A 26,837-nucleotide genomic window follows, 5' to 3' on the forward strand; every position below is an offset into this window, starting at 1 on the left:
TGCGGCCAGGCGGCGAACCGTTAAGCAGGGCGCTGATACCTGTCGGCACTATTGATCAACCCCGCCAACGCCGCGCGGTCCACGACGATCCGTCCTGTCCGCTGCTGGTAGCGCCGTAGAAGCTGCCGCTGCCGGGTTCTGGCTCCCGGGGCGAATCGACGTCCTGGACAGGGGAATTCCTCGGTCAGTCCGGCCAATAGAGCCGCCCGATCCGCGCCGGCCGTGGCCAGTGTCCAAGAGGCGCCGGGGTCGAGGCAGACCAGTGCCAGCGCCAAATGCTCAGCGCGGTGCGAGTGCTCTCGCCGGGCCAGTGCCAATCGCAACGAACTCTCGTAGGCCGCCTGCGCGTCGGCGCCGAGCGGCGGATCCAGCCGGGCCATGCGCCGCCGGGCACGTGCCGCGCCGAGCGGGAACAGCGGCGGACTCCCGACCGGTTGCTCACTCGGTGCCAGCGTCTGGGCCAGCTCGATGCCCAGCGGCGCCAGCGCCTCGCGGTCGGCTGCCATGCCGGCGCCGTGCGGTGCGGCGGCGCGTACGGCGTCGCGGATCGCCGTGGCGGTGGCGTCGTGTCGGGCCAGGACGGATGCGATCGGGCCGTCGGTCCGTGCCGACGCCAGGGCCAGCAGCAAGTGCTCGCTGCCGACGCGCGGGTGGCCGAGGCTTCGCGCCTCGGAGAACGCACGGCCGTACACGGCGCGCAGGGACGGGTCATCTCCACGGAACACGGGGCACCTAACCCTTCAAGGACCGGTGGTGCTTGCGGTGGACGGTCTGCTTGGTCACCCCGAGCCGCTCGGCGATGTCCTGCCACGACCACCCGGCCTGCCGGGCGGCGGCGACGCGGTCGGCCTCCACCTGCTCGGCCAGCCGGCGCAGGCGGGCCACGGCGCGCAGGGCGGCGTCGAGGTCGTCGCCGCGGGTGGCTTGTTCGAGGTCTGCGACGGGGTCGGGCATGCCGTCAGCATATGCTGACGGCTGGGAGGGTGTCAACATATGCTGACGGCGCCGAGCTGGACCGCGTCAGGCTCCGGCGGCCACAGCCGCCGAACACCGTCGTCCATGTCAGGGTTCGGACTCACGCGCATTGACAGCACCTCGTCACGGGTGTTTCATCCGGGTTACCGCCCTGTTTGTTGATGCCGATAACAAAACCTCCTGCACAGCTGCCCCGTTCTCGCATGCCCTGGGAGGCACCATGTCCAGTACGGCAAGACCCCGGCCCGGCCGCATCCGTGTGGCGATATCACTGGCCGCGTTGTCCGCGTCCGTGATCGCGACCTACTCGGCCACGTCAGGGGCGCAGGCCGCCCCGGCGGCGTCGGCGGCGTCCACCGCGTGTTCGTGGGTGGGCTCCAGTGCGCCGATCCCGCAACGCGTGAGTCAGTTGCTGTCGCACATGACGTTGGATCAGAAGGTCCAGCTGATGACCGGATCCAACGGTTCGAGTTACGTCGGGTTCACACCGGCCATCGGCGCGCTGTGCATTCCGGCGATGAACCTGGAGGACGGTCCGGCCGGTGTCGCCGACGGCATGAACAACGTCACCCAGCTGCCCGCGCCGGTCGACGTCGCGGCGACCTTCGACACCTCCGCCGAGCAGAGCTTCGGGCAGGTGATCGGCGGTGAGGAGGCGGCCAAGGGCGCCACGGTCGATCTGGGGCCGACCATCAACATCGTGCGCGACCCGCGCTGGGGCCGGGCCTTCGAGTCGGTCGGCGAGGACCCGTACCTCAACGGGCAGATGGGCGCCGCCGACATCCGGGGTGTGCAGTCGACCGGGACGATGGCGCAGGTCAAGCACCTGGCCGCGTACAACCAGGAGACCAACCGCAACACCCCGTCGGACGACGTGATCGCCAGTGACCAGACGCTGCAGGAGATCTACGAGCCCGCGTTCCAGACCTCGGTCCAGAAGGGCGCCGCGTCGTCGGTGATGTGCTCCTACAGCACCATCAACGGCACCTACGCGTGTCAGAACCCGACGATCCTGAACACCGTGCTGCGCCAGGAGTTCGGCTTCAACGGCTTCGTCACCTCCGACTGGGGCGCCACGCACGCCGGCGCGGCTTCGGTCAATGCGGGGCTGGACCAGGACATGCCGGGGGACAGCACCTACTTCGGCAGCGCCCTGATATCGGCCGTGAACTCCGGCCAGGTCTCCCAGGCGGCGATCAACACCTCGGTCACCCGGATCCTCACCCAGGACTTCGCCTTCGGGCTGTTCGACAAGCCGCCGACGGGCTCGCCGGCCGCCACCGCGACCGGCGCCGCCGACCAGGCGACCGGGGAGCACCTGGCGGAGCAGGGCACGGTGCTGTTGAAGAACTCTGGCAACGTGCTGCCGTTCGGGTCCGCCGACACCTCGATCGCCGTCATCGGCGCGGACGCCTCGACCAGCGTGCAGTCCGCCGGCGGCGGCAGCGCCTCGGTGAACTCCAGCGGCACGGTCACGCCGTTGCAGGGGATCACCAGCGCGGCCCCGGCCGGGACCACGGTGGCCTACGACAGCGGGTCCTCGTCCAGCTCGGCGGCGGCGCTCGCGGCGAAGTCCAGCGTCGCGGTGGTCTTCGTCAGCACCTCCGAGTCCGAGGGCAGCGACCTGTCGGGCATCGACCTGTCCAGCGCGAACAACGCGCTGATCTCCGCGGTGGCCGACGCGAACCCGAACACGATCGTGGTCCTGAACACCGGATCGGCGGTCACCATGCCCTGGCTGTCCTCGGTCAAGGGCGTGCTCGAGGCCTGGTACCCGGGCCAGAGCGACGGCACCGCGATCGCGAACATCCTGTACGGCACCACCAACCCCTCCGGCCACCTCCCGGTGACGTTCCCGACCTCGCTGTCCCAGGTCCCGGCGAGCACCAGCGCGCAGTGGCCCGGCGTCAACGGCCAGGTGCAGTACTCCGAGGGTGTGGACGTCGGCTACCGCTGGTACGACGCCAAGGGTCTGACGCCGTTGTTCCCGTTCGGATACGGCCTGTCCTACACCAGCTTCTCCTACTCGAATCTGCGCATCAGCTCCCTGCCGCTGGGCGGCGCGGCCACCGTGACCGCGACGGTGACCAACACCGGCTCCCGGGCCGGCGCCGACGTCGCACAGCTGTACGTGAGCGACCCGGCCGCCTCCGGCCAGCCGCCGCGGCAGCTGGAGGGCTTCGCGCGGGTGAACCTGCAGCCCGGCCAGAGCCAGACCGTCTCCTTCCCGCTGACTGAGCAGAACCTGCGGTACTGGAACACGAGCACTGACAACTGGGCCACCAGCACCGGCACCTACGGCATCTCCGTCGGCGACGCGGACTCTGCCAGTGCCCTGACACTGTCCGGCACCCTGGCGGTCGCCGCGAACCAGCTCGGCCAGCCGGTGAGCGTCACCAGCCCGGGCCCGCAGGAGGGCGTGGCCGGCACCGCCGTCTCGGCGCAGGTCACGGCCACCGACAGCACCGCCGGCCAGACGCCGTCGTTCACCGCGACCGGCCTGCCGGCCGGCGTGTCGATCTCGGCCTCCGGGCAGATCACCGGCACCCCGACGACCGCCGGCACGACCACCGTCGACGTGACTGCGACCGACGCCAACGGGGCGCAGGCCACGACCAGCTTCGTGTGGACCGTCGCCGCCGCCTCGGCCGGCGTCCCGACCACGCCGCTGGTGGGGTATCAGGGCCTGTGCTTGGACGTGGCGGCGGCGAACAACGCCGACGGCACCGCCGTCCAGGTCTACACCTGCAACGGCACCAACTCGCAGCAGTGGACCGAGGAGGCCGACGGCACCGTCCACTCGCTGGGCAAGTGCCTGGACATCGCCTCCGGCGGCACCGCGAACGGCACGGCCGTGGACCTGTACACCTGCAACGGAACCGGCGCGCAGCAGTGGCAGCCGCAGTCCGACGGGACGTTGCGCAACCCGGCCTCCGGGCGCTGCCTGGACGACACCGGCTCCGGCGGGTCCGGAACGAAGGTGGAGATCTACGACTGCTCGGGCGCGGCCAACCAGGTGTGGAAGTCGCCCGCGGGATCGTCTTCGAGCACTGGCACGGGCCAGATCACCGGCTACCAGGGCCTGTGCGTGGACGTGCGCAGCGCCAACAGCGCCGACGGGACGCCGGTGCAGGTCTACACCTGCAACGGGACCAACGCGCAGCAGTGGACCGTCGAGTCGGACGGGACTCTGCAGGCGCTGGGCAAGTGCCTCGACGTGACCAGCGCCGGCACCGCGAACGGCACGCTGGTGCAGCTGTACACCTGCAACGGAACCGTCGCGCAGGTCTGGCAGGCGCAGAGCAACGGCGAGTTGGTGAATCCGCACTCCGGCAGGTGCCTGGACGACACCGGTTCCGGTGGTTCGGGCACGCAGCTACAGATCTGGGACTGCACCGCCGGTGCCAACCAGAAGTGGCAGCTGCCCTGATGCGCTGAGGGAGTTCGCTGATTCTTGCCAGCCCGCGCCGGGAAGTGCGTAAACGGCGCGGGCTGGTCTGCTCGCTGTTTTGTATGAGGCGGCAACATGAGGCGGCGAGGCCGGCCATTGTCGGCCGCCGCCGCCGCCGGCCGTGCCGTGTCAGCCCGTTCGCACGGCGCGGGCGTCGTATTCCTCGCGGGCGGCCAGGACGTCCGTGGTGTGTTCCAGCGACCAGTCCGTCAGGGCTTTGAGAGGGCCTCGGAGCGTCACGCCCAGCGGAGTCAGGCTGTACTCCACGCGTACCGGCACTTCGGGGTAGACCGTCCGCACGACGAGGCCGTCGCGTTCCAGGGCGCGCAGCGTCTGGGTGAGCATCTTCTCGCTGACGCCCGCCAGCTGCTTGCGCAACTGGGTGAAACGGGACGTCCCGTGCCGGCCGAGCTCGCCGAGGACCAGGATCGACCACTTGTCGCCGATCCGGTCGAGCAGGTCCCGGGACGGGCAGCCGCGCTCGTACGGGTCCCACGACGGGGCCGATGTCGCCTCGGTCACGGTGTGGACGGACGCCACAGCGCTCACCTCATTTCTTTCCTCAGGGTGGCTACCTTACCGAAAAGTGGCTACTTCCCGTCGGTGAGCCAGCAGGTCAACCTGGGTGAGTGCCGCGGAGGGCCGCGGCGGAAACGAGGATCACCGATGTCAATCGTCGTCACCGGAGCCACGGGCCACCTGGGCCGGCTCACCGTCGAGGCGTTGCTGCGGCGCGGGGTGCCGGCCTCCGGGATCGTCGCGACCGGGCGGGACGTGGCCGCGATCAAGGACCTGGCCGACCGCGGGGTCGTGGTGCGCCGGGCCGACTTCGCCGACCCGGACAGCCTCGCGGCGGCCTTCGCGGGCGCGGACAAGCTGCTGCTGGTCTCGGCGTCGGTGCCGGTCGAGGAGCGCTCGGCCAACCACCGGCGGGCCGTCGACGCGGCGCTGGCCGCGGGGGTGTCGCTGGTGGCGTACACGAGCATGGTGCGGGCCGACACGACCGCCACGCTCATCGGCGTCACCCACCGCGAGACGGAGGAGTACCTGCGCGAGCGCGAGGTGCCCAGCGTGATGCTGCGCAACGGCTGGTACCTGGAGAACTACACCGATCAGCTGCCGGTGATGCTCCGGCACGGCGGCTTCGTCGGGGCCGCCGGCCAGGGCCGGATCAGCGCGGCCTCGCGCGCGGACTACGCCGACGCGGCCGCGGTGGTGCTGACCACCGACGGGCACGGCGGCAAGGTGTACGAGCTGGTCGGCGACACGGCGTTCACGCTGGCCGAGCTGGCCGCGGCGATCTCGGCCGCCGTCGGGCAGCCGATCGGCTACACCGACCTGTCGGCGGACGCGTTCGCTCAGGTGCTGGTGGACGCCGGCGTGCCGGCCGCGGTGGCGCCCTATCTCGCCGACGCCGACCTGGGGTTGGGCCGGGGCGAGTTGTACGGCGACGCCGACGATCTGCGGCGTCTGATCGGCCGGCCGACCGTCTCCTTGGCCGAGGCGATCGCTGCGGCGCTGTAGGTCACAGATATCAGGCCCCTGCTACCGGCTGAGATCCGTCGCGCCGGAGACGGCCGCGGAAATGATCTATCCTCCAGACAACCCAACAGAGCCCCACCCTCGTCGATACGACGGCAAACGGGTTTCCATGAAGGGCAGGGGTGGATGCGGGGACCGGATGAGGCGGAGTTCGACGAACTCGTCGCCGGGCGGGCGCACGCGTTGCGGCGGACCGCCTATCTGATGTGCGGGGACTGGCACCAGGCGGAGGACCTGGTGCAGGTCACCTTCATGAAGCTGCATGCCTCCTGGCACCGGATCCGGCGTCAGGAGGCGTTCGACGCGTACCTGCGCAAGACGCTGCTGCGGGCCTGTATCGACGAGAAGCGGCGGGCGCGGTGGCGGCGGGAGGCGCCCACGGATGTGCTGCCGGAGGTGGTCGATCCGGCGCCGGAGCCGGACGGGGTGCGTGCCGTGCTGGTCGCCGGGCTGCGGAAGTTGCCGCCCAGGCAGCGGGCGACGCTGGTGCTGCGGTACTTCGAGGACCTGAGCGTGGAGGAGACCGCCCGGGCCCTGGGCTGTTCGACCGGAACCGTGAAGAGCCAGACGTCCAAGGGCCTGACGGCCCTGCGCGCCATCGTCGACCCGGCCCATCTCGCACGGACGGAGGAACTCGCGTGAACGACCAGGACTGGATGCAGGACATGTTCGCCCGGTCGCGCCGCGAGGCCGAGCCGGGGTGGACGCCGGACAGCGCGGCGATCGCGGTGGGCGGACGGCGCCGGCGGCGGCTGCGGGCCGTCTCGGTCGGCGGGGGCGCGGTCGGGGCGCTGGCCGTGACGGCCGCCGTGGTGATCGGGCTCGGGGGGTTCGGGGGCGCCCTGTCCTCCGCGCCGCCGCCGGCGACTCCGCACTCCACCAGTGTCTTCGACTACGCCTCCTTGGCGGTCAACGGCTCCGGCAACCCGACGGCGAACGTCCTGCCGGTGTCGGCGGTGGACAAGATGTCCGGCCTGATCGACGCGCTGGACCCCACACATGCCCACCTGCGGAACCTGGAGGTCGCCGACATGCGGCGGGTGCCCACGTATCGCACCGTCGGCGACGGCAGCTCGGCGGTCAAGGGGATCGTCGCGATCACGGCCACCTCCGTCTACACGGCCGACGGCACGGTCCCGGCGCCGGACGCGGCGGGTCCGAACGGCAGCCTGGCCATCACCGTCGCGGCGAACGCCGACCAGCTGGGCAGTGTCCCGTTCCACACGCCGGACGTCAGCACCGAGAACGTCCCGTGCGGCTACATGCTGCAGAACGCCTTCCAGGACACGCCGCCGCAGCACGACGCGCACTGGTCGCGGTGCGTCTCGACCCCGCTTCCCGACGGCTCGAAGGTCGACAGCACCTCGACGCCGGACGGCCAGGGCACGGTGTCGGTGGCGGTCCGGGAGTATCCGAACGGCGGCGGCGGGATCGTCCTGGTCTGGATCGACTACGCCAACGAGCAGACCACCGTCACCGACCCGACCCGGATCGACCAGGCGCCGGATCCGTCGGTGGTGCTGAAGCCGAACCCGGTCGGCGAGAAGGAACTGGCCGCGATCCTGGCGGCCCCGCAGTTCGGCCCGACGGGAAAGCCCAAGCCCGTCGGCAGCGGTCCGAAGCAGTTCTTGAAGACCGGAGACCTCGGCGCCGACGCCGTCTACGTCCCGGACTCGTCCGGCGGCGGCACCGGCGACCTGCCGATGGACAACGGCTGCGAGTACAAGGACATCAACCCGCTGGCCAAGTCCGGCCGGATGGCCCGCTACACGGTGACCGTGCCGGACGGGAGGAACCTGACGGTCACAGAGCTCGAATACCCGCTGGTGCACGGAACCGGAGCGGCGGCCATGGCCACGGCGCGCAGCCAGGCCAAGGGCGGTTGCGACCAGAGCAGCCAGCTGTACTCCAAGGACACCGTCACCGACCTCCCGGCGGGTATCGGCGACGAGGCGTTCATCGAGAACGGCGTCGGAACCGACGCGGTCACGGTGTGGATGCGGTTCGGGGACACGATTCTGCGCGTCGATGTCACCGGGGGGCAGGCCGCCATGCCCGACCTGTCGTCTCCGGCCGACCAGGCGTGGCTGCGGAACGTCGCCAGGGCCGTCGCCGGGCACTGGACCGCGAAGGACTGACCAGGGACGGAAGCACTGGAGCGCGCCGGTCCGGACGGGGCCGGCGCGTTCTGCCGTCCGCGGGGTCTCACTGCGCAAGAAGCTCTGAAAATGCTCTGAATTTCCGTCGCCATGCTCCACCCCGTACGAGGGTGCACCCGCGCCACACGGAGCATTCGGAAGGACAGCAGCGTGACCGAGTCCGCGATGACCGACACCGCGATGATCGACCCCGAACTCTACGACCACCTCGTCATCGGAGCCGGGCCCGCCGGCCTCCAACTGGCCCGGCATCTGCACGAGTCCGGAAGCCGCTACACGGTGCTGGAGGCCGGAGATGCCCCCGGCACGTTCTTCAGCACCTTCCCGCGGCACCGGACCCTGATCTCGTCCAACAAGCCGCACACCGGGACCGACGACCCGGAGCTGAACCTGCGGATGGACTGGAACTCGCTCCTGTCCGACGACCCGCGGTTGCTGTTCACCCGCTACACCGAGCGCTACTTCCCGCCGGCCGACGTGTTCGTCCAGTACCTCGCCGACTTCGCGGCCGCGTCTAAGCTGGACGTCCACTACGGCACGCGCGTCGCGCGCATCGAGCGGCCCGAGGCCGACGGCCCCTTCACCGTCACCGCGCAGGACGGCGGCGTGCGCCGCGCGGCCGTCGTGATCGTGGCCACCGGCGTGTCAAAGCCCTACATCCCGCCGATCCCCGGCATCGAGCACGCCGAACAGTACGCGACGATGACCGTCGACCCGGCGGACTTCACCGACCAGCGGGTGCTGATCCTGGGCAAGGGGAACTCGGCGTTCGAGACCGCCGACAACCTGATCGAGAAGGCCGCGGTGATCCATGTAGCCGGCCCCGACGGGGTGCGACTGGCCTGGAAGACGCACTATGTCGGCCACCTGCGCGCGGTGAACAACAACTTCCTGGACACCTACCAGCTCAAGTCGCAGAACGCGATCCTCGACGGCGAGGTGCTGGACATCATCCCGCAGCCCGGCGGCGGGTTCGTCGTGCGGTTCTCCTTCGTCCGGGCCGACGAGGTCGTCAAGGAGCTGTACTACGACCGGATCCTGTGCTGCACCGGCTTCCGGCTGGACACCGAGCCGTTCGCGCCCGAGTGCTCGCCGGCCCTGATGTACAAGGACCGCTTCGCCGAGCTGACCTCGGCCTTCGAGTCGGTGAACGTCCCGGGCCTGTACTTCGCCGGAACGCTGATGCAGCAACGCGATTTCAAGAAGGCGACCAGCGGCTTCATCCACGGCTTCCGCTACACCGTCAGGGCCCTGAGCCGCATCCTGGACCAGCGCGGGGCGGATCGGAAGGGCTGGCCGCACCGGGAGATCGCCGCGACGCCGGAAGCGTTGGCCGAGGCGACGATCGAGCGCGTCAACCGGAGCTCGGCGCTGTGGCAGCAGTTCAGCGTCATGGCCGACGTGATCCTGATCCCGGCCGGCGGGCAGGCACGGTACTTCGAGGAGGTGCCGGTCGGCTACGCGCTCGATGGCGGGCTCGAAGCCGACGGACTGCTGATCGCGGTGACCTTGGAGTACGGGCCCGACCACGACAAGGTGGACCGGTTCGACGTGACGGTCAAGCGCACCGCGCAGGACGACCCGGAAACGGCGCACGACGCCGCGTATCTGCACCCTGTCATCCGCGTGTACCGCGACGGCAAGGTGCTGGCCGAGCACCACCTCGCCGAGAACCTGGAGAACCACTGGGACGGCGAGGCCACGCATCGCGCGCCGCTGGTCGCCTTCTTCGAAAAGGTGGCGACGCTGTGAGCGTCACCGCCACAGAAGCGCCGGCCTCTGCCTCTGCCTCTGCCTCGGCCTCCGCCTCCGCCCCGGCCATCGAGCTCGACGACCTGATCAGCGTCCGCGAGTTCGAGGCCGTGGCCGCGCTGCGCATGGACCCGGTCCACTACGACTACGTGGCCGGCGGCGCGCGCGACGAGGTCACCGTGCGCGCCAACGAGGACGGTTTCGCGCGGCTCAGCCTGCTGCCGCGCGTCCTGCGCGGCAGCGCGCAGCGCGATCTGTCCGTCACCTTGTTCGGCGCGCGCTCCTCGATGCCCGTGCTGATCTCGCCGACCGCGTTCCACCGCCTGGTCTGCGCCGAGGGCGAGATCGCCACCGCCCGGGCCGCCGCGCGCGCCGGCACGATCATGATCGCGAGCATGGCGAGCACCGTCGCGGTCGGGGAGGTGGCCGCCGCCGCGCGCGCCGCCGCCCCCGACGGCGACCCGACCCTGTGGTTCCAGCTGTATCTGCAGCCTGATCTGGACGACACCACCGCGCTGATCGCCCGCGCCACCGCCGCCGGCTGCCGGGCGCTGGTGGTCACCGTCGACTCACCGGTGCTCGGGGCCAACGAGCGCAACCAGCGCAACCGCTTCCACGACCTGCCGCCCGGCATGGCCTGCGAGAACCTGCGCAACCTGCGCGGCGACGAGCCGGGGAACGTGCGGCAGATCGCGATGTCGCCGGAGCTGTCGTGGGAGCACATCGACTGGCTGCGCGCGCACACGGACCTGCCGATCCTGCTCAAGGGGGTCCTGCACCCCGAGGACGCGCGGATCGCGGTCGCGCGCGGCGTCGATGGTCTGCTGCTGTCCAACCACGGCGGCCGGCAGCTCGACACCGTGCCGGCCACGATCGACCTGCTGCCGGAGTTCGTCGCGGCGGTGGACGGCAGCGTCCCGGTGCTGCTGGACGGCGGCGTGCGGCGCGGCACCGACGTGGTCAAGGCGCTGGCCCTGGGCGCCGCGGCGGTGGGCGTCGGTCGTCCGGTCGTCTGGGGCCTGGCCGCCGCGGGCGAGCGGGGGGCCGCGCGGGTGCTGGAGCTGCTGCGCGACGAGGTGGACCACACGGTCGCGCTGTGCGGCGCGCGCGGCCTGGCCGACCTCACACCCGACCTGGTCCGGCCCGCGGCCGGGAGCCGCCGGTGAGCCAGGCGGCCTGGAGCTGGTGGGTGGCTGCCGCGCTGGCCGTGGCGGTGCTGGCGAGCCTGCCCTACTGGCTGCCGGGCGTCGTGGTGGGTCTTCGAGTCCGGATATTCGCCCTCGTCAACGGTGATGAGGGCATTCCGGTGCCGGGCAAGGTGGTCGGCACCGATGATTTCAAGCGCGTGTACGCCGATCCGGCCGCCGACGGACGCAGCCGGGGAGCGGCCTTGTCGGACCTGTTCTGGTACTGGCTGGCGCCGGGGCCGGAGGTCCATCAGGAACACCTCGAGCCCGGGCCCCGCTATGACGATGTCGCCCGCACCACGCGTCGGACGATCGCGCGGCTGCGCAAGGACGACTGGGAAGAGCTGGTCGCCCGCTGCGCGGCGCGTGAGTTCGACCGGCTGGACGGTGCGGCCGGAGTCTCCGACAGGGCGCGCGTCGTCCGGCTGCGCGACGCGATGATGCCGCTGTGGGCCTCGGTCTACTACGAGGTCGTCTTCGACGAGCCGTGCCCGCCGCAGGCCCGCGATCTGATCGTGGCCAACGCGAACGACGTCGTCAGCGCCCTGAAATGCACGCGCCTGCGCCACATGCGACGCCGCGACCGGCTCACGCGCTACCTGCGCGGCCGGATCGCCGACGGCGCCGTGCCCCATGGCCTGCCGGCGACTCTGAGCGAGCAGGAACAGGCCTACTACCTTCAGGGCACGTACTTCAACACGGCCGTGGTGCAGATGTCCGAGGGCATGGCGCATCTGCTGCTGGCCATCGCGGCCCGGCCGGAGTTGCAGCGCCGGCTGCGGGAGAACCAGGATCCTGCGTTGCTGGACCGGGTGATCGACGAGACCCTGCGCGTCTACCCCCTGTTCGGCGTCGCGCACCGGATCACCACGGCGCAGATCGCGCTCGGCGAGACGGCGATCCCCGCCGGATCGGTGCTGCTGTTCAACTACGCCGAGTACCACCACGCCGGCGGGCCCGACGCGGCCGAGTTCGATCCGGACCGCTGGCTGCGCGAGCACCTGGCGCAGGTCAACAACATCCCCTTCGGGATCAGCGCGAACCGTCCCTGCCCGGCGCGCGGCATCGCGCCGCTCACCATGCGAGTCGCCGCGGCCGAGGTGCTGCGGCGCTATGCGCTGTCCACATCGGCGGGCCACACGCGCTCGCTGCCGAACCGCGGTCCGTGTCTGCTGACGCCGCTGGCCGCCGACCGGCCGGACGACGAGCCGCGCCGTCCGGCCGCGCGGCTGGCGCTGCTGCGTGTGCGCGACCGCTGGGAAGACGTGTGGCGCAGCCTGGTCCAGCTCGTGCTCGGCACGTACATGGTCTGGGACGCGCGCCGCCTTCGCCTGTGCCGGAACTACTTCGCCGCCCAGGAGGCCGAGCAATGAGTGTCACCGCACTGTCGCCCCGCTTCTTCATCGCCGTCGTCGTGATCCTGTTGTTCTGCCGCCTGGTTTCCTGGTCGATCGGCCGCGTCGGGCAGCCCCCGGTGGTCGGCGAGATGGTCGCCGGCGTGCTGCTGGGCCCCTCGCTGCTCGGCGCCGTCGCCCCGCGGGTCGAGCACGAGCTGTTCCCGGCGGCGCTCAAACCGGTGTTGTACGTCGCCGGCCAGATCGGGTTGGTGGCGTTCATGTTCCAGGCCGGGCACGAGTTCCGGTCGCATCTGGACCGGCACATCGCCCGGGCCGCCGCCACCGTGTCGGCGGCGGGCATCCTGGCGCCGCTGGTGCTCGGGACGCTGCTGGCGGCCGGCGCGCGCAGCCGGGTCGGCATCTTCGTGCACGGGGTCTCGCCCGGGGTGACCGAGGCGTTCGTCGGCGTCGCGCTGGCCATCACCGCCTTCCCGATGCTGGCCCGCATCATCACCGAGCGCGGGCTGTCCGGCACCCGGTACGGATCGCTGGCCCTGGCCAGCGGGGCGATCGACGACGTGGTCGCGTGGTGTCTGCTGGCCGGGGTGCTCGCGGTGGCCTCCGGACGGCCCAAGCCGATCCTGGTGGCCCTCGGCGGGATCGTGGTGTTCGCCCTGGCCGTGCTCTACGTCATCCGGCCGCTGCTCGCCAGGACCCTGAGGAACGGCGGATCGGTGAGCGACGGCCAGGTCCTGGTCGTCGCCGCGACGCTGTTCGCGGCGGCCTGGTTCACCGACGAGATCGGGCTCTACTCGGTCTTCGGCGCGTTCTGCGTGGGCATGGCGATGCCGCGCGGCGCGGCCTCGGAGCGCGCGGTCGGGACCATCAGCACCAGCAACCGGATCATCTTCCTGCCGATGTTCTTCGTCTACTCCGGCCTGAACACCCGGTTCGCGCTGCTGGGGAACCGGCCCCTGCTGCTGTTCTCGCTGCTGGCTATCATCGTCGCCGTCATCGGCAAGTTCGGCGCCTGCTGGCTGGCCGCCCGGGCCAGCGGACAGGACCAGGCCACGGCTGTCCGCCTCGGCACGCTGATGAACGCCAGGGGCCTGATGCAGCTCATCGCGCTGAACGTGGGCCTGCAGGCCGGCATCATCAACAGCGAGCTGTTCACCGCGCTGGTGCTGGTCGCCCTTGTCACGACCCTGATGGCCTCGCCGATGCTCACCCTGCTGGACCGCAGGCTGCCGATGCGGCAGACCTCGGGGAGCGCCGAACCCGAGGCCGAGCTCGCGGCGGCCGCCGGATGAAACAGGGGCCTGAGATCAATGTCTGACATAATGCGGCGTCATGGCACCCCAGGCGCCGCGGGAAAGCCCTCAGGGGAGCCCGCACGAGGGTCCGCGCGCGAGCCCGCCCAAGAGCAGACTGCTCGTCGTCGAGGACGACACCGACCTCGCCGCCCTGCTCACGGATCTGATCGAGGGCGAGGGCTACCACGTGGACACCGCCCACGACGCGCAGCGCGGCCTGCACCTGGGCCTGGCCCACGACTACCGGGTCATGGTGATCGACCGGCGGCTGCCCGGGATGGACGGTCTGGAGCTGGTGGCCGGGCTGCGCCGCCGGGCGGTCACCGCCCGGGTCCTGATCCTCACCGCGCTCGGCGCCCACGCCGAGCGGGTCCGCGGTCTCGACGGCGGTGCCGACGACTACCTGACCAAACCCTTCGACGTCGAGGAGCTGCTGGCCCGGGTGCGCGCGCTGGACCGCCGGTTCGCCGACGAGTCGGAGCTGCTGCGGCTCGGCGAGGGCTTCCTGGACCGGCAGGCGCGCGACGTCGCCCTGCCGGACGGCACCCGGGTGCCGCTCTCGCCGCGCGAGTTCGATCTGCTGGACACCCTGGCCGCGCGGCCCCGGGCCGTCCACTCCCGCTCCCAGCTGCGCTCCCAGGTGTTCCCGGACACGGCCGCCGAGTCGGTCGTCGACACCTATGTGTACTACCTGCGCCGTAAGCTCGGCCGGCAGATCGTGCGGACCGTCTACGGCCTCGGCTACCGGATAGGCATGCTGTGATGCTGCGACGGTCCGCACCGCCCGCGCCCGAGCGGCGCATGCTCGCGCGGGCCGCCGCGGTGCTGGCCTGCCGCATCGCCTCCGGCTTCCTGGTCGCCTTGGCGCTGCTCGGTTTCTGCGCGTACCGGGTGGTGCTGGACGAGCAGCGCACGCAGGCCCGGCACGAGATGGCCATGGCGCTGGACCTGGGCAGCCCGGACCAGGCGATCCCGTGCCTGTGGCTGTTCGAGGTCGACGGCGCGAGCGTGCGGCACGCGCCGCAGGTGCCGGCCGGGTTCCCGCTCCAGTCCGCGGTGGCCGGCGCGCAGGCCGGCGCGCCGCCGGCGCAGACGCACGTCACCGTGGGCAAGACCGACTTCGAGGTGCTGACCGTGCGGCGCGGCGCGGTGGTCAGGCAGGCCGTGTTCGACACCTGGTATCAGCAGGCTGATCTGGACCATCTGGCGCGCGCGCTGCTCCTGGCCGGGCTGCTCGGCGTGGTGCTGGCCACGGTCACGGGCGCCGTCCTGGGCCGCCGCTCCATCGCCCCGCTCGGCGACGCGCTGGAGCGGCAGCGGCGCTTCGTGGCCGACGCCAGCCACGAGCTCCGCACGCCGCTGACCCGGCTGCACACCCGCGCGCAGATGCTGTTGCGCTGGCAGCAGGAACAGGCGTCGGCCGACGGGCTCCCCGAGGAGCGGTCCGAACGCCTCACCTCGGAGCTGCGCGCGATGGTCCAGTCCGCGGGCGAGGTGAACGAGGTGGTCGAGGACCTGCTGATGTCGGCCGGGATGCGCACCGGCCCGAACCGCGGCGAGTACTTCGACCTGGCGACCCTGGCGGCCGAGGTGATCGAGGCCGAGCGCCCGCGCCTGGCGGGGCGGGCGCTGGTGCTCACCACGGTCGGCGACGGCCTGATCGTCAAGGGCGCGCGCTCCTCGGTCCGCCGCATGATCTCCACCCTGCTCGACAACGCCGTCAGCCACACCACCCCGACCGGCCGCATCGAGCTCTCGCTGCGCCGGGCCGGCCGCGGCATCGTCGAGCTCGACGTCACCGACGACGGCGACGGCTTCGACCCCGCCGACCGCGAGCGCATCTTCGAGCGCTTCGCGCAGAGCGGCAGCCCCGGCCCGCACCACTTCGGCCTCGGGCTGGCGCTGGCCCGCGAGATCGCCACCGACCACGGCGGGACGATCCGCGCGGTGGGACGGCCGGGGCAGGGCGCCGCGTTCACGGTGCGGCTGCCCTTGACCGATTGAGCGCGGTCACCAACCTCCCTGGAAGAACGCCAGGAGCGCGGGAGCCGGGTCGGCTGCGGTGCTGATGTTCGCGGCGGTGACGACCAGCACCGCCAGGGCTGTCATGGCTGTCAGGACGGCGCACCACAGCATGGCGCGACTGGCCCGGCGCCTCCAGGACATCACGCTGAGAGTGATGAGCACGCCTGACACGATGGCGGCGACCACGGCCAGCACGGCATGGTAGTAACCGAAGTCGTCGACCATGACCTGCACCGCGGGGGTGGCGGCACTCGTCTGGTGCGGGTACCGGACCAGATGCTGTTCGATCTGGCTGATCGCGGTGGCGAGGTCGCCGTGGTGTGGGCCGGTGGGCAGCATCGACAGCAGCGAGGAGAACGGGGCCGCCGCGCCCTGGACGTTGGCCGCCACCATCGCCGCCGCGACCAGCGCCAGGATCGCCATGAGGACGCCGAGGCCGACGGCCACCCGCCACAGCAGGACACCCAGCACGACGAACACGGCCAGCAAGGCCGCGGCGATCACGGCCTTGGCCACGTGATAGCGCAACCAGTAATCGACGATGTTCTGCATGCTCGGCGAAAAGTGCCGGTCGCCGGATTTCCAATAGTCGACGAACGCCTTGCTGAACGCGTCGCGCAACGCCTGCTGACCGGAGAAGCCGCCGTGCGGCCCCAGCGCCGCCAGCGGGGCCGGGGCCAGGACGAAGGCGACGACGAGGGCGACGGCGGCCGCGCCGAGGATCGCCAGGGCCCGGCCGGAAACGCCGGGCGATGGCGAGAGCCCTCGCGGTGCTCGCCGGCTGCGGGCCGGGATCCGGTGTTGGGGCCGGGCGGCGGCTGCGGGATCGGGTGCGGTTGTCATGCCGTCCACGCTTCCGCAGCGGCGCGGCCCGGTCAGCGGGGTACGCCGGACACTTGATGGTGTGGCAGGCCATACCTTTCCTGCCACGCAGCCGCCGCGACCTGCGGGTTGCCGTCCCTTAGGCGTTGAGGAACGCCAACACGGCGCGGACCCGCCGGTGCACCGAGTCGTCCGGCGGCAGGCCGAGCTTGGTGAAGACGTTGCCGATGTGCTTCTCGACCGTGCTCGCGGACACCACAAGGCGCTGGGCGATGGCCGTGTTGGAGTGGCCCTCGGCCATCAGGGCGAGCAGTTCCCGCTCGCGCGAGGTCAGCTCCGCCAGCGGGTCGTCGCGGCGCTGCCCGGCCAGCAGTTGCGCGACGACCTGCGGGTCGAACACCGTCCCGCCCTCGGCGACCCGGTCCAGGGCGTCCAGGAACTCGGCGACCTTGGAGACCCGGTCCTTCAGCAGGTAGCCCACCGCGCCGTGGCCGTCGGCGAGCAGTTCGGCAGCGTAGGAGGCCTCGACATACTGGCTCAGGACGAGCACCGGCGCCCCCGGGAGCAGCGACCGGACGGTGATCGCCGCGCGCAGGCCCTCGTCGGTGTGGGTCGGCGGCATCCGCACATCGACCACCGACACGTCCGGGCGGTGCCGCACGACCGCCTCGACCAGGGCCGGCGCGTCGCCGACGGATGCCACCACCTGGTGGCCCTCCTCGGCCAGCAGCCGGATCAGTCCTTCGCGCAGCAGCACGGCGTCGTCGGCCACGACGATCCGCAGCGATCGGCGGACGGCGGGATCGGCCGACGGCGCCGGCGGGCCGGCCGGCGGCGTTACCACGGCAGCTCCGCACTGATCGTCGTCGGCCCGCCTTCAGGGCTGCTCACGTGCAGCCGCCCGCCGATTGCCCGGACCCGCTCGTCGAGCCCGCGCAGCCCGTGGCCCTTGTCCAGGGCCGCGCCTCCCGCGCCGTCATCCGTCACCCAGACCCGCAGCGACTTCTCATCGCGCCGAATCCCGATCTCGCACCGGCGCGCGCCGCTGTGCTTGGCCGCGTTGGTCAGGGCCTCGGCGACGGTGAAGTACGCGGCGATCTCCACGGCCGCGTCCGGTCGCCGGTCCGCGATATCGGCATCGAGGTCGAGCTCGGCGGGGATCGTCGAGCGCGCGGCCAGCGCGGTGACCGCCGCGGGCAGACCCCGGTCGACCAGGATCGGCGGCGCGATGCCCCGGGACAGGGTCCGCAGTTCCTCCAGCGCCTCCCGCGCCTGGACGATCGCGTCGGCCAGGGCTTCGCGCACGGTCTCGGGCCGGTCGTCGAAGTGGTGCTGGGCGCGGCCGAGTTCCAGCGCCAGCCGGACCAGCCGCTGCTGCGGGCCGTCGTGGATGTCGCGTTCCAGGCGGCGCAGCGCGCTGGCCTCGGCCGACACCGCCGCGACCGTGCGGGCCTGCGCGGCGTCCCGCTCCTGTTCCAGGCCCCTGATCCGCCGGCGCAGCGCGAAGGTCTCGGACGGCAGCGCCTTCCACAGGCCGGCGTGGACCGTGACGCACGCCCGGGTCATCAGCGGCAGCGTGACCAGGAACATCAGGCCGACGACGGTCCCGAAGGCGAGCCGCTCGGCCGGCGATGTCAGTCCGAGGCTCAGGTCGATGTGGGACTGCGAGCTCCCGCCGGCACTCAAGGTCATCGGCGGCAACGGCCCGCCGGAGGAGAAGCCGCCGCGGAGCGTGGAGGTGGACGCGCCCAGAGCCACGAACCACCACACGAACGTCGCCACCGAAGTGACCACGGCGACCGGCAGCAGTACCGCCGCCGATATCGCGCCCCGCCACGGCTTCGCCTCAGAGCGCTTGCCCAGCGCTTCCACGCACAGCCCGGCGATGGTCGTGAGCAGGCCGAACAGTGCCGCCACCGGCGCCAAGAGCAGATACAGCGAGTCCACGACGGTGCGCCGGACGACGCGCGCGACGCCGCCGACGCCCGGCCGCGAACGCCCGGGGACCGTGGAAGTCGACGGGAAGGTCATGGCTCCAGGGTAATGAGCCCGCCGGGGTTGCTCTCCTGGTTCCCGATGATGGCTACTGACTGGGATGTATTCGCATATCTATTGCCAATAGCTAGATAGCAACTACATGCCAAATGGCATACCAGCCTCCCGACCCGCACCCCGCGCTCGTTTTGGCCTCCCGCCGCGCCGGCGCCGCGCGCACAAATGCGATGCACTAGTTGTTGCGAAGCACTCGCAATAACATCGCCACATCGCCCCGTATCGAGCGAACACCCGGACTGGCTTTCGAGGAGCTGTGGGCTATGGCTGTCACCGCAGAGGTCGGCGAGCGCCCGGTGGGGCGGGTCGCCAGGATCAAGGCGTCGATGACGCCCAGGGAGTGGTTCCGCTTCAGCAGCATGTTCGGCTTCATCCTGCTCCTGCACGTGGTGGGCTGGGGCATGTTGGTCCTGCTGATCGTGCCGTCGCACTACAAGGTCGACACCGGCGTGTTCGGGCTCGGGACCGGCGTCACCGCCTACACCCTCGGGATGCGGCACGCCTTCGACGCCGACCACATCGCGGCCATCGACAACACCACCCGCAAGCTGATGGCCGAGGGCAAGCGCCCGCTGTCGGTGGGGTTCTGGTTCTCCCTGGGGCACTCGACGATCGTGGTGGTGTTGACACTGGGGCTGGGACTGGGCCTCAAAGGGCTGGGGGTGCAGCTCACCGACGACAAGTCGGGGCTGCACAAGTTCGGCGGCCTCGTCGGCACCGCGGTCTCAGGGTCCTTCCTCTACCTGATCGCCATCATCAATCTCGTGGTGCTGGTCGGGATCCTGAAGGTGTTCCGGCAGATGCGCCGCGGCGAGTTCGACGAGGCCACGCTCGAGGACCACCTGAACAACCGGGGCCTGATGAACCGGTTCCTGGGCCGCCTGATGAGGACGATCACCAAGGCCTGGCAGATCTACCCGGTCGGCCTGCTGTTCGGCCTGGGCTTCGACACCGTCACCGAGATCGGGCTGCTGGTGCTGGCCGGGACGTCCGTCGCCGCGGGCCTGCCCTGGTACGCCGTGATGACCCTGCCGATCCTGTTCGCCGCCGGCATGTCCCTGCTGGACACCATCGACGGCTCGTTCATGAACTTCGCCTACGGCTGGGCCTTCTCCAAGCCGGTCCGCAAGGTCTTCTACAACATCGCGGTGACCGGCCTGTCGGTGGCGGTCGCCCTGATCATCGGCACCATCGAGCTGCTCAGCATCCTGCAGGACAAGCTGAACCTGCACGGCGCGTTCTGGAACTGGATCGCCGGCGTCGACCTGAACTCCATCGGGTTCGCGATCGTCGGGATGTTCGTGCTGGTGTGGCTCGGGGCCGTCACGGTGTGGAAATTCGGCCGCATCGAGGAGAAGTGGACGGCGGGGATGAAGTCCGAGCGGCCGGCCTTGACCGAGCGGTGGGGCGAAGACAGACTGAGTACTGACAATCCGTGATCCTGACTATCAGGAGAGGAGAGCCCTGTGCGACTCTCCCCGCCCCTGGCGGCGCCGCCGCGCATCGCGGCCGCCGCCCTGTGGCTGCCGCCGCACCGCGACACCCGCGAAGCGGCCCTGGCGGCCGGCCGGGTCGACGAGGAGACCGCGCAGCGCCTGGGCTACCGCGAGGTCACCGAGAGCCGGGATCATTCGGCCCCTGAGATGGCCGCCCTGGCCGCGGCCGAGGCGATGGAGGCGGCCGGCTGGGAGGCCGAGGACGTCGACCTGGTCGCGTACGCCTGGACCTACTACCAGGGCCACGACTTCTGGTCGCCGGCCAACTTCGTCGCCCGCCGCATCGGCGCGCTGCGCGCCCCGGCCGTGGGCGTGCAGCAGATGTGCAACGGCGGCGCGGCGGCGCTGGAGATCGCCGCGGCCCGGATGGCCGCCGATCCGGCGGTGCGGCGCTGCGTGGTCACCACCGCCGACCGCTTCGTGCCGCCGGGCTTCGACCGCTGGATCGGCGACTACGAGGTCGCCTACGGCGACTCGGGCACCGCGCTGCTGCTGGACCGCGACCAGGGCCCTTACGAACTGCTCTCCGTGGCCACCACGGCCTACTCCCGGTACGAGAACATGCACCGCGACGAGGACGCCTTCGGCCTGGCCCCGCACCTGCGCCCGCAGGTCGACGTCCGCCGTACCAAGCGCGCGTTCCTGGCCAGCGGCGCCGAGGACGGCTTCGCCGAGACGCTGATCGCCGCGGTGGTCGAAGTGGTCGGGACAGCGCTGGCCGAAGCCCAGGCGGCGCCGGACGACCCGCGCGTCAGGATCCTGGCCCTGCCGCGCCTGGGCGCCGGCACCCTGGAGAAGTTCTTCCAGCCCGCCGTCGACCGGCTCGGGCTCACCCACGCCGAGATCGCCTACCTCGGGACCGGCACCGGCCACCTGGGCGCCGGCGACTCCGCGGCCAACCTGGCCGACCTGCACGAGCGCAAACAGCTGGCGGACGGCGACATCGCCCTGCTGCTCACGTTGGGCGGCGGGTTCAGCTGGTCCTGTATCGCGGTGCGAGCACTAGGAGTGGACGCGTAGTGGCGAAGACCCCAGAAGGCCGGGACGTCTCCGACGGGCATATCGTCGCCGTCCTGGCCGTCGGCTTCTTCCTCCTGGACGTCGACCTCGTGGTGGTCAACCCGCTGCTGGTCCCCATCTCCAAGGACTTCGGGTCCAGCCTGGGCGTGGCCACCTTCGCCCTGACCGGCTACCTGCTGACCTTCGGCGCCATGCAGCTGGTGCACGGCACCGTCTCGGACTCGGTCGGCCGGGTGCGCGTCCTGCGCGCGGCGATGGCCGGCCTGGCCGTCGCCGACCTCGCGGCCGCCCTGTCGCCGGACATCTGGGTGTTCATCGCGGCGCGCGCCGTGGCCGGCGCCTCGGCGGCCGCGATCATCCCGGTGACCGTCGCCTACGTCGGCGACCGCGTCCGGCCCGAACGCTTCCAGCGCACGATGGCCACGCTGCTGTCGGCCAGCGCGGTCGGCGCGGCCTCGGCGACGCTGGCGGTCGGCGTCCTGACCGACCTGGTGAACTGGCGCGCACCGCTGGTGATGCCGGCGCTGATCGCGGCGGTGCTGTTCGGGCTGTACGCACGGCTGCCGGAGCCCGAGCGGCCCGCCCCGGACGGCCGCTCGGTCCGGGAACGCTTCGCCGTGGTCCTGGCAGACCCCTGGTTCCGCTTCTTCATCCCCTTCACGTTCGTGGAGGGGATGGCGATGGTGGGATTGTTCAACTTCTTCAACGCGGCGTTGCAGAAGCACGGCCACAGTGTCCTGATCTCCGGGGCCGTCACCAGCGCCTACGGCGTCGCGGCCATCGTCGGCCGGCTCGCCGTCGGCCGCCTGGGCGCGCGGGCCGGCGGCGCGGCGATGTTCGGGTTCGGCACGGCGGCGTTGTTCGCCGGGTACGTCGTCGCGGCGTTCAGCCAGGCGATCCCGGCGATCCTGGCCGCCAGCGCGTGCGCGGGTGTGGCCCTGGCCATCGGGCAGTCCGCCCTGCAAGCCTGGGTGCTGCAGGCGGCCGCGCCGCGGATCCGGGGCGGCGCGGTGGCGCTGGTCGCGTGCTCGGTGTTCACCGGGGCGGCGGTCAGCACGGCCGCGGTCAGCGGACTGGTCGGCGCCGACCGGTTCGGTGTGCTGTTCGGCCTGGCCGCCGCGGTCACGGTGCCGGTGTCGGTCATCGGCACGCTCATGCGGGCCCGGTTCGCCCGGGAGCAGGGATCCCAGCAACACCGTCAGGAGGAACGATGGCTCTCTTCGCCGTGATCGCAAAGCGTGCGCCGATCGGCATCGGCATCGAGGAGTTCCAGGCCAAGCTGGCCGAGGGCTTCGACTACACCCAGGAGCTTCAGGACAAGGGCATCATCAAGCACCGCTGGATCCTGGTCGGGGCCTCCGCCGGGCTGAACGTCTGGGAGGTCGACTCCCACGAGCAGCTGATGCAGCTGCTCTACAACAGCCCGGCGGGGCTCCACTTGGACTACCAGATCTGGCCCCTGATAGAGCCGCCGTCTTACGACCCTACGGCGTCGGGGCAGTAGTGAAGTAGACCTGCTCGATCCGGCTCAGCGTCCGGAAGGTGTCCACGTCCAGCGTCTCGACGTCGACGCCCCGGCCGCTGAGCCGTTCGATGAGCTGCAGGAACTCCAGGAAGCCCAGGGAATCCACCAAGCGCAGCTCGATCAGGTCGTCCTCGGGTCCGAAGTCCGGGGCTTCGGGATGGCGCTCGCGCAGCCAGGCGACGAGCTTGGCGCGGGCCGGCGTGCCGGACATCAGGCGCACCCGACCGCGGCTGCCGCGGCGACTGTGGCCGCCTCGTCGACCGCGGCGGCCGCGGCCTCCCAGTCGCCGTGCCGCTCGTGCAGCACCGACAGCCAGCGCTCCAGGCCGAACGCCGCGCAGCTGCTGAAGGCCGCGGCGCCGGCCGGTCCGTAGGTGATGCCGCAGCGCTCGCCGAAGAAGTTCCGGTGCACGTTCACCGAGGCGATGGCCAGGTCGCCGACCACGAACTCGTGCTTGACCGGGGCCAGCCGGGCCAGCAGCGCGCGCTGGCCGCCGCGGTCGTAGAAGGGGTCCGCCGCCGGTATCTTGCGCAGGTCCAAGCCCAGCGCGGCGGCGAACGGCACGATCCGCTCCTCGAAGCGGCGCAGGTGCTCGGCGACGAACTCGGCCGAGCCCAGGGCCACGACCTCCCGCATGTGGAAGCCGAGCATCCGGCGCAGCCCCTCCCAGCGGTCTTCGCGGCGGAAGCAGCGGCTCATCACGGTCACCATGGTGTCGCCGTCGAGCACGGCGCCCTCGTGGTGCAGGTACACCGCGAAGCAGGCCGCCGAGGGCAGCGCCAGGGCCAGCGGCTCGACGTCCGTGGGCGCGAACGTCTCGGGCCGACCCCCGGGCCGGTGCCGTTGCAGGTCCAGGGCCCCGGCGACCAGCGCCTGGTGCGGGAAGTTCTCGTAGACGTCCAGCCGGGCCAGCGCCGCGACCGGCAGCAGCGGCGGCATGATCATCGGTTTCGCGCCGTCCTGGACGCCCCAGCGTTCGAAGACGGAGTCCAGGACGCGCAGCAGGGCGGCGGCTTGCGGCGGCAGGGCCACCAGGCCGTGCGGGTCGGCGGCCGGCTCGGTCACGCCAGCACCCCGACGGCCAGGCCCGCCGCCTCCTGCGCGCACCCCCAGGACAGCCCGACCGCGACGCCGCCGTGCCCGTAGTTGTGCACGATCGGCGCCTCGCCGGTCTTCTCCAGCTCCACTCGCGGCTCGCGGCGGGCGGCGCGCAGCCCGACGTCGATGCGCATCACCCGGGCGCCGTGCAGCCGGGGCTCGACGGCGACGCAGCGGGCGATGATCTGCTCGGCCTGCTCGGCGTCCGGCTCCAGGCTCCAGTTCCCGCGATCGGCGGTGCTGCCCAGCAGCACCCGGTCGCCGTGGACGAAGAACCCGGTGGAGACCGGGCCGGGGTTCTGCTCGAAGAAGAACCCTTCGATGCCCGGGTTCTCCACGACCACGTGCTGGCCCCGCACCGGGAAGACCCCTTCGTCGCCGGCGAACTCCGCGGCGCCGACGCCGGTGCAGTTCACCACGACCCGGGCTTCGCGCGCCGCCTCGGCCGGGGAAGGGCAGTTCCCCGTCTCCAGGACCCCGCCCGCGGCGGCCAGGCGGCCGGTGAGGTAGTCCAGGTACACCGGCATGTCGACGATCGGCATGGTGGTCCAGAACGCCACCGGGTAGCCGGCGCTCTCGGCCTGGCTGCACGGCTCGTAGCCGGGCAGCCGCTCGGCCCAGCTCTGGCCGCCCTCGCCCTGGCGGTTCACCAGCCGGCCGCGCCGGGTGTGCACACCGGTCCCGTCCTGGCCGGCCAGCCTGCCGAACTCCGCCAGGGTGGCCTCGTGCCAGGGCGTGGTGCGCTCCAGCGGCGAGAACTTCGCCGCCGCCTCGGCGGCGTCGGCGATCGCCGGGCCGCCGAGGATGGCGCCGGCCACCGAGGAGGTGGTCAGCAGCGGCGGCCGCTCGGCGCGCACCCGGACCGACAAGCCCTGTTCGGCCAGGCACACCGCCGTGGTCAGGCCGGTCACGCCGGCCCCGATCACGAGTGCGTCTGTGTTCTGTGGCATCCCTTGCTCCCTTTATGGACTCTCGATCGACGTCGCGGGTCATTCCCGCCGGATGGCCACGCACGACCACGTGTAGCCGTTGCCGGCGCTGAGGAACAAGGTCACGGAACCGGGGCTCGGGCCGCCCTGTCCGTGCAGATCGGCGAGGTTCGCGGTGAGGTCGCCGGCGCCCAGGTGGCCGGTGTCGCGGCCCAGGTCGACGATCTCGGTGTGGGGGAGCGCGAGCTCGGCGACCACCGGGATGTAGAACTGGGTCAGCGCGCCGGTGCTCAGGCGCGGCATGACCAGCTGGCGCAGCGACGGGTCGTCCGGGGCCAGGCCGGCGTCGGCGATCGCGGCCAGCACGCAGCGCTGCACGCAGCGGCGCAGGACGCCGACGAAGCGCGGCCAGCCGCCGCTTTCGCGGAAGTACATCTTGGTGCGGCGCGCGCTGATGGTGGGGTTGAGCATCCGGGGCGCCGGCGTCCACGCGTCCTCGCCGCGGTAGAGGATCTCGTACTCCGGGGCGCTCTCCGAGGCGACGGACAGCACGCGGTAGGGGCCGCCGGAGCGGTCCAGCAGCAGCGCGGTGCCGCAGTCGCCGTAGGCCACGTCGATGTCCCCGAACCAGCGGTCGAAGCCGGGCTCGGCGAAGCGGTCGCCGGTGGTCACCGCGGCCCGCTCCAGCGTCGGGTCCAGCGCCATCCGGGCCACGCAGGCCTCCAGCGCGGCCACGCCGCCGTTCGAGGTCTGCTGGATGCCCACCGGAGTGGCCTTGTCCGCGCCGATGCCGTCGGCGACGAAGTGCGGCGGGGACCAGAAGTCGTGGCCCTGGTGGTGGATCCAGGCGTGCGCGACCATCTCGATCTCGCCGCCGCTCCAGCCGGCCTCGGCCAGCGCCTTGCGCCCGGCCAGCACGGCCATCTGCGGCGCGGCGTGCGCGGTGCTCTCGGCCAGCCCGGTGTAGCCCAGGCGGTCGCGGGTCGCCTCGTCGATCCGGCCGGCCGCGACGGCCTCGGCGGCGGTGGAGCGCCCCGGGGGAAGCCACAGGACGGCCGCGGCGATCCCCGGCGGCTCGGCCAGCGGTGGGGAAAGCCTCACAGACGCCTCCAGGTGGCACGGGGAATCAACATCGTCAGTATCATTGATCGTCAGGGCATTGTCTATCAAGGGGATCGCATGAGCCGCGAAGCAGACGCAGAACCGGCCCGCGGGTCGGATACGGGGCCGGACACCGGGCCGGACACCGAGATCGCCATGACGCCGATCGGCTACGTGCAGACCCGCTACCTGCGCGTTCAGGACGCCCCGCCGCAGGCCACGATGGCGTACGGGGAGCGGGGACGGATCGTGGTGTTCGACGACTTCGTGGCGGGCTTGGACGGCCTGCGCGCCGGGCAGTACGTCTGGCTGCTGACCTGGCTGCACGACCAGACGGATGAGGAGGCCGCACCGCTGCGCTGCGTGCCGCGCGGCTGGTCGGACAGCGGGCGGACGACCGGGGTGTACGCCACGCGCACGCCGAACCGGCACAACCGGATCGGGATGAGCCTGGTGCGGCTCGGCGGGATCGGCGAGGGGGCGCTGCTGTTCGAGGGGGTGGATCTGGTGCACGGGACGCCGGTGCTGGATATCAAGCCTTATTCGACGGAGTCCGATACGCCGCCGGAGCTGCGGGATTAGGCCACCAGCCGTCCCAGCAACTCCCGTAGTGTGTCCCGCTCGTCCGGGGCGAGCGGCGCCAGGAAATCCTCCTGCGCCAGATCCACCAGTTTCCGCAGTTGCTTCAGCTGCGCCACGCCGACCGGCGTCAGGTACAGCGCGAACGAGCGGCGGTCCTTGCCTCGGCGCCGCTCCAGTAGGCCGGCTCGCTCCAGGTCGTCGGTGACCGCGACCACCGTGGTGCGGTCTATGCCCAGGCGCGCGCCCACCACCCGCTGGTTCTGGCCCGGTTCGAGCTCCACCAGGTTCAGCACCCCGAAGTGGCGCAGGGTCAGGCCGAAGGGGCCCAGGGCCTCGTGGGCCAGGGCGGTGACGCGCTGGGCTGCCTTCCGCGCCAGGAACACGTACGACTCCCGGACCGAGGCCGGGAGCGAGACGAAGAACAGCGGGTCGTCGTCGTCCGACGCTGGTTCCTGCACTTCCGCCTCCCCT

26 protein-coding genes are annotated in these 26,837 nt (G+C 71.6%); 15 read left to right on the forward strand and 11 right to left on the reverse strand.

All coding sequences use genetic code 11. The annotated features are described in order from the left end of the window. Positions 1 to 20: 20 nt before the first annotated feature. A complete protein-coding gene (locus ABH926_RS16240) occupies positions 21 to 725 on the reverse strand; it encodes a Clp protease N-terminal domain-containing protein (protein ID WP_370366421.1) in 705 nt (234 codons plus the stop codon). Positions 726 to 732: 7 nt separating this feature from the next. Continuing rightward, the gene (locus ABH926_RS16245; protein ID WP_370366422.1) at positions 733 to 954 is read right to left on the reverse strand and encodes a helix-turn-helix domain-containing protein; all 222 of its coding nucleotides are present in this window, start codon (positions 952 to 954) and stop codon (positions 733 to 735) included. Positions 955 to 1,195: 241 nt separating this feature from the next. On the opposite strand from ABH926_RS16245, the gene ABH926_RS16250 reads away from it, so the two are divergent. Next, positions 1,196 to 4,405 carry a ricin-type beta-trefoil lectin domain protein gene (locus ABH926_RS16250; protein WP_370366423.1) on the forward strand — a complete coding sequence of 1,070 codons (3,210 nt, stop codon included), beginning with the start codon at positions 1,196 to 1,198 and terminating at the stop codon, positions 4,403 to 4,405. Positions 4,406 to 4,555: 150 nt separating this feature from the next. Here the strand turns inward: ABH926_RS16250 and ABH926_RS16255 are convergent, their stop codons facing one another. Further along, a complete protein-coding gene (locus tag ABH926_RS16255) occupies positions 4,556 to 4,966 on the reverse strand; it encodes a winged helix-turn-helix transcriptional regulator (RefSeq protein WP_370366717.1) in 411 nt (136 codons plus the stop codon). Positions 4,967 to 5,092: 126 nt separating this feature from the next. On the opposite strand from ABH926_RS16255, the gene ABH926_RS16260 reads away from it, so the two are divergent. From ABH926_RS16260 to ABH926_RS16300, 9 genes are all read left to right on the forward strand, one after another. Then, a complete protein-coding gene (locus ABH926_RS16260) occupies positions 5,093 to 5,950 on the forward strand; it encodes an NmrA family NAD(P)-binding protein (RefSeq protein ID WP_370366424.1) in 858 nt (285 codons plus the stop codon). A 144-nt stretch (positions 5,951 to 6,094) separates the two neighbouring features. Next, positions 6,095 to 6,610, forward strand: a complete 516-nt coding sequence (locus tag ABH926_RS16265) for a SigE family RNA polymerase sigma factor (RefSeq protein WP_370366425.1) — start codon at positions 6,095 to 6,097, stop codon at positions 6,608 to 6,610. Then, the gene (locus ABH926_RS16270) at positions 6,607 to 8,106 is read left to right on the forward strand and encodes a hypothetical protein (RefSeq protein WP_370366426.1); all 1,500 of its coding nucleotides are present in this window, start codon (positions 6,607 to 6,609) and stop codon (positions 8,104 to 8,106) included. The genes ABH926_RS16265 and ABH926_RS16270 overlap by 4 nt, the downstream gene beginning before the upstream one ends. 201 nt (positions 8,107 to 8,307) lie before the next feature. Beyond that, positions 8,308 to 9,879: an NAD(P)-binding domain-containing protein gene (locus ABH926_RS16275; RefSeq protein WP_370366718.1), complete on the forward strand. Its 1,572-nt coding sequence runs from the start codon at positions 8,308 to 8,310 to the stop codon at positions 9,877 to 9,879. Between the two features lie 125 nt (positions 9,880 to 10,004). Continuing rightward, entirely contained in the window at positions 10,005 to 11,045 is a 1,041-nt protein-coding gene (locus ABH926_RS16280; RefSeq protein WP_370366719.1) for an alpha-hydroxy acid oxidase, read from the forward strand. Beyond that, a complete protein-coding gene (locus ABH926_RS16285; RefSeq protein WP_370366427.1) occupies positions 11,042 to 12,439 on the forward strand; it encodes a cytochrome P450 in 1,398 nt (465 codons plus the stop codon). Before ABH926_RS16280 ends, ABH926_RS16285 begins: the two co-directional genes overlap by 4 nt. Continuing rightward, a complete protein-coding gene (locus ABH926_RS16290; protein ID WP_370366428.1) occupies positions 12,436 to 13,713 on the forward strand; it encodes a cation:proton antiporter in 1,278 nt (425 codons plus the stop codon). Before ABH926_RS16285 ends, ABH926_RS16290 begins: the two co-directional genes overlap by 4 nt. Before the next feature lie 118 nt (positions 13,714 to 13,831). After that, positions 13,832 to 14,479, forward strand: a complete 648-nt coding sequence (locus tag ABH926_RS16295) for a response regulator transcription factor (protein WP_370366721.1) — start codon at positions 13,832 to 13,834, stop codon at positions 14,477 to 14,479. Further along, entirely contained in the window at positions 14,479 to 15,720 is a 1,242-nt protein-coding gene (locus tag ABH926_RS16300; RefSeq protein ID WP_370366429.1) for a sensor histidine kinase, read from the forward strand. The genes ABH926_RS16295 and ABH926_RS16300 overlap by 1 nt, the downstream gene beginning before the upstream one ends. A gap of 6 nt (positions 15,721 to 15,726) precedes the next feature. On the opposite strand, the gene ABH926_RS16305 is transcribed toward ABH926_RS16300, so the two are convergent. The 3 genes from ABH926_RS16305 to ABH926_RS16315 all read right to left on the reverse strand — a co-directional run bounded on the left by ABH926_RS16305 (position 15,727) and on the right by ABH926_RS16315 (position 18,594). After that, complete coding sequence (locus tag ABH926_RS16305) at positions 15,727 to 16,584, reverse strand: hypothetical protein (protein ID WP_370366430.1); 858 nt, start codon at positions 16,582 to 16,584, stop codon at positions 15,727 to 15,729. 118 nt (positions 16,585 to 16,702) lie between these two features. After that, on the reverse strand, positions 16,703 to 17,347 hold the full coding sequence (locus tag ABH926_RS16310; protein ID WP_370366723.1) for a response regulator: 645 nt from the start codon (positions 17,345 to 17,347) through the stop codon (positions 16,703 to 16,705). 53 nt (positions 17,348 to 17,400) lie between these two features. Beyond that, positions 17,401 to 18,594, reverse strand: a complete 1,194-nt coding sequence (locus tag ABH926_RS16315) for a sensor histidine kinase (protein ID WP_370366431.1) — start codon at positions 18,592 to 18,594, stop codon at positions 17,401 to 17,403. Between the two features lie 284 nt (positions 18,595 to 18,878). On the opposite strand from ABH926_RS16315, the gene ABH926_RS16320 reads away from it, so the two are divergent. Genes ABH926_RS16320 through ABH926_RS16335 form a run of 4 tightly spaced genes read left to right on the forward strand, consistent with a single transcriptional unit; the run spans position 18,879 to position 22,635 of the window. Continuing rightward, positions 18,879 to 20,054, forward strand: coding sequence for a HoxN/HupN/NixA family nickel/cobalt transporter (locus ABH926_RS16320; protein ID WP_370366432.1), 1,176 nt, complete (start codon positions 18,879 to 18,881; stop codon positions 20,052 to 20,054). A gap of 27 nt (positions 20,055 to 20,081) precedes the next feature. Further along, positions 20,082 to 21,131: a 3-oxoacyl-[acyl-carrier-protein] synthase III C-terminal domain-containing protein gene (locus ABH926_RS16325; protein ID WP_370366433.1), complete on the forward strand. Its 1,050-nt coding sequence runs from the start codon at positions 20,082 to 20,084 to the stop codon at positions 21,129 to 21,131. Next, positions 21,131 to 22,360, forward strand: coding sequence for an MFS transporter (locus ABH926_RS16330; RefSeq protein ID WP_370366434.1), 1,230 nt, complete (start codon positions 21,131 to 21,133; stop codon positions 22,358 to 22,360). The genes ABH926_RS16325 and ABH926_RS16330 overlap by 1 nt, the downstream gene beginning before the upstream one ends. Then, positions 22,342 to 22,635: a muconolactone Delta-isomerase family protein gene (locus tag ABH926_RS16335; protein WP_370366435.1), complete on the forward strand. Its 294-nt coding sequence runs from the start codon at positions 22,342 to 22,344 to the stop codon at positions 22,633 to 22,635. The genes ABH926_RS16330 and ABH926_RS16335 overlap by 19 nt, the downstream gene beginning before the upstream one ends. Here ABH926_RS16335 and ABH926_RS16340 read toward each other — a convergent pair. From ABH926_RS16340 to ABH926_RS16355, 4 genes are read right to left on the reverse strand one after another with little or no spacing between them, the layout of a single operon-like run. Beyond that, positions 22,616 to 22,867 carry an acyl carrier protein gene (locus tag ABH926_RS16340; RefSeq protein WP_370366436.1) on the reverse strand — a complete coding sequence of 84 codons (252 nt, stop codon included), beginning with the start codon at positions 22,865 to 22,867 and terminating at the stop codon, positions 22,616 to 22,618. The two genes, ABH926_RS16335 and ABH926_RS16340, sit on opposite strands and share 20 nt — an antisense overlap. Continuing rightward, positions 22,867 to 23,721: a hypothetical protein gene (locus tag ABH926_RS16345; protein ID WP_370366437.1), complete on the reverse strand. Its 855-nt coding sequence runs from the start codon at positions 23,719 to 23,721 to the stop codon at positions 22,867 to 22,869. Before ABH926_RS16345 ends, ABH926_RS16340 begins: the two co-directional genes overlap by 1 nt. Then, on the reverse strand, positions 23,718 to 24,704 hold the full coding sequence (locus ABH926_RS16350; RefSeq protein WP_370366438.1) for an FAD-dependent oxidoreductase: 987 nt from the start codon (positions 24,702 to 24,704) through the stop codon (positions 23,718 to 23,720). Before ABH926_RS16350 ends, ABH926_RS16345 begins: the two co-directional genes overlap by 4 nt. A 39-nt stretch (positions 24,705 to 24,743) precedes the next feature. Continuing rightward, positions 24,744 to 25,784, reverse strand: a complete 1,041-nt coding sequence (locus ABH926_RS16355; protein WP_370366439.1) for a 3-oxoacyl-[acyl-carrier-protein] synthase III C-terminal domain-containing protein — start codon at positions 25,782 to 25,784, stop codon at positions 24,744 to 24,746. 78 nt (positions 25,785 to 25,862) lie between these two features. On the opposite strand from ABH926_RS16355, the gene tsaA reads away from it, so the two are divergent. Further along, positions 25,863 to 26,366: a tRNA (N6-threonylcarbamoyladenosine(37)-N6)-methyltransferase TrmO gene (tsaA, locus tag ABH926_RS16360; protein WP_370366441.1), complete on the forward strand. Its 504-nt coding sequence runs from the start codon at positions 25,863 to 25,865 to the stop codon at positions 26,364 to 26,366. Here the strand turns inward: tsaA and ABH926_RS16365 are convergent. After that, complete coding sequence (locus tag ABH926_RS16365; protein ID WP_370366442.1) at positions 26,363 to 26,824, reverse strand: MarR family winged helix-turn-helix transcriptional regulator; 462 nt, start codon at positions 26,822 to 26,824, stop codon at positions 26,363 to 26,365. The genes tsaA and ABH926_RS16365 overlap by 4 nt on opposite strands. Between the last annotated feature and the right edge of the window lie 13 nt (positions 26,825 to 26,837).

The sequence above is a fragment of the Catenulispora sp. GP43 genome (genome assembly GCF_041260665.1).
In the GTDB taxonomy this organism is placed as follows: domain Bacteria; phylum Actinomycetota; class Actinomycetes; order Streptomycetales; family Catenulisporaceae; genus Catenulispora.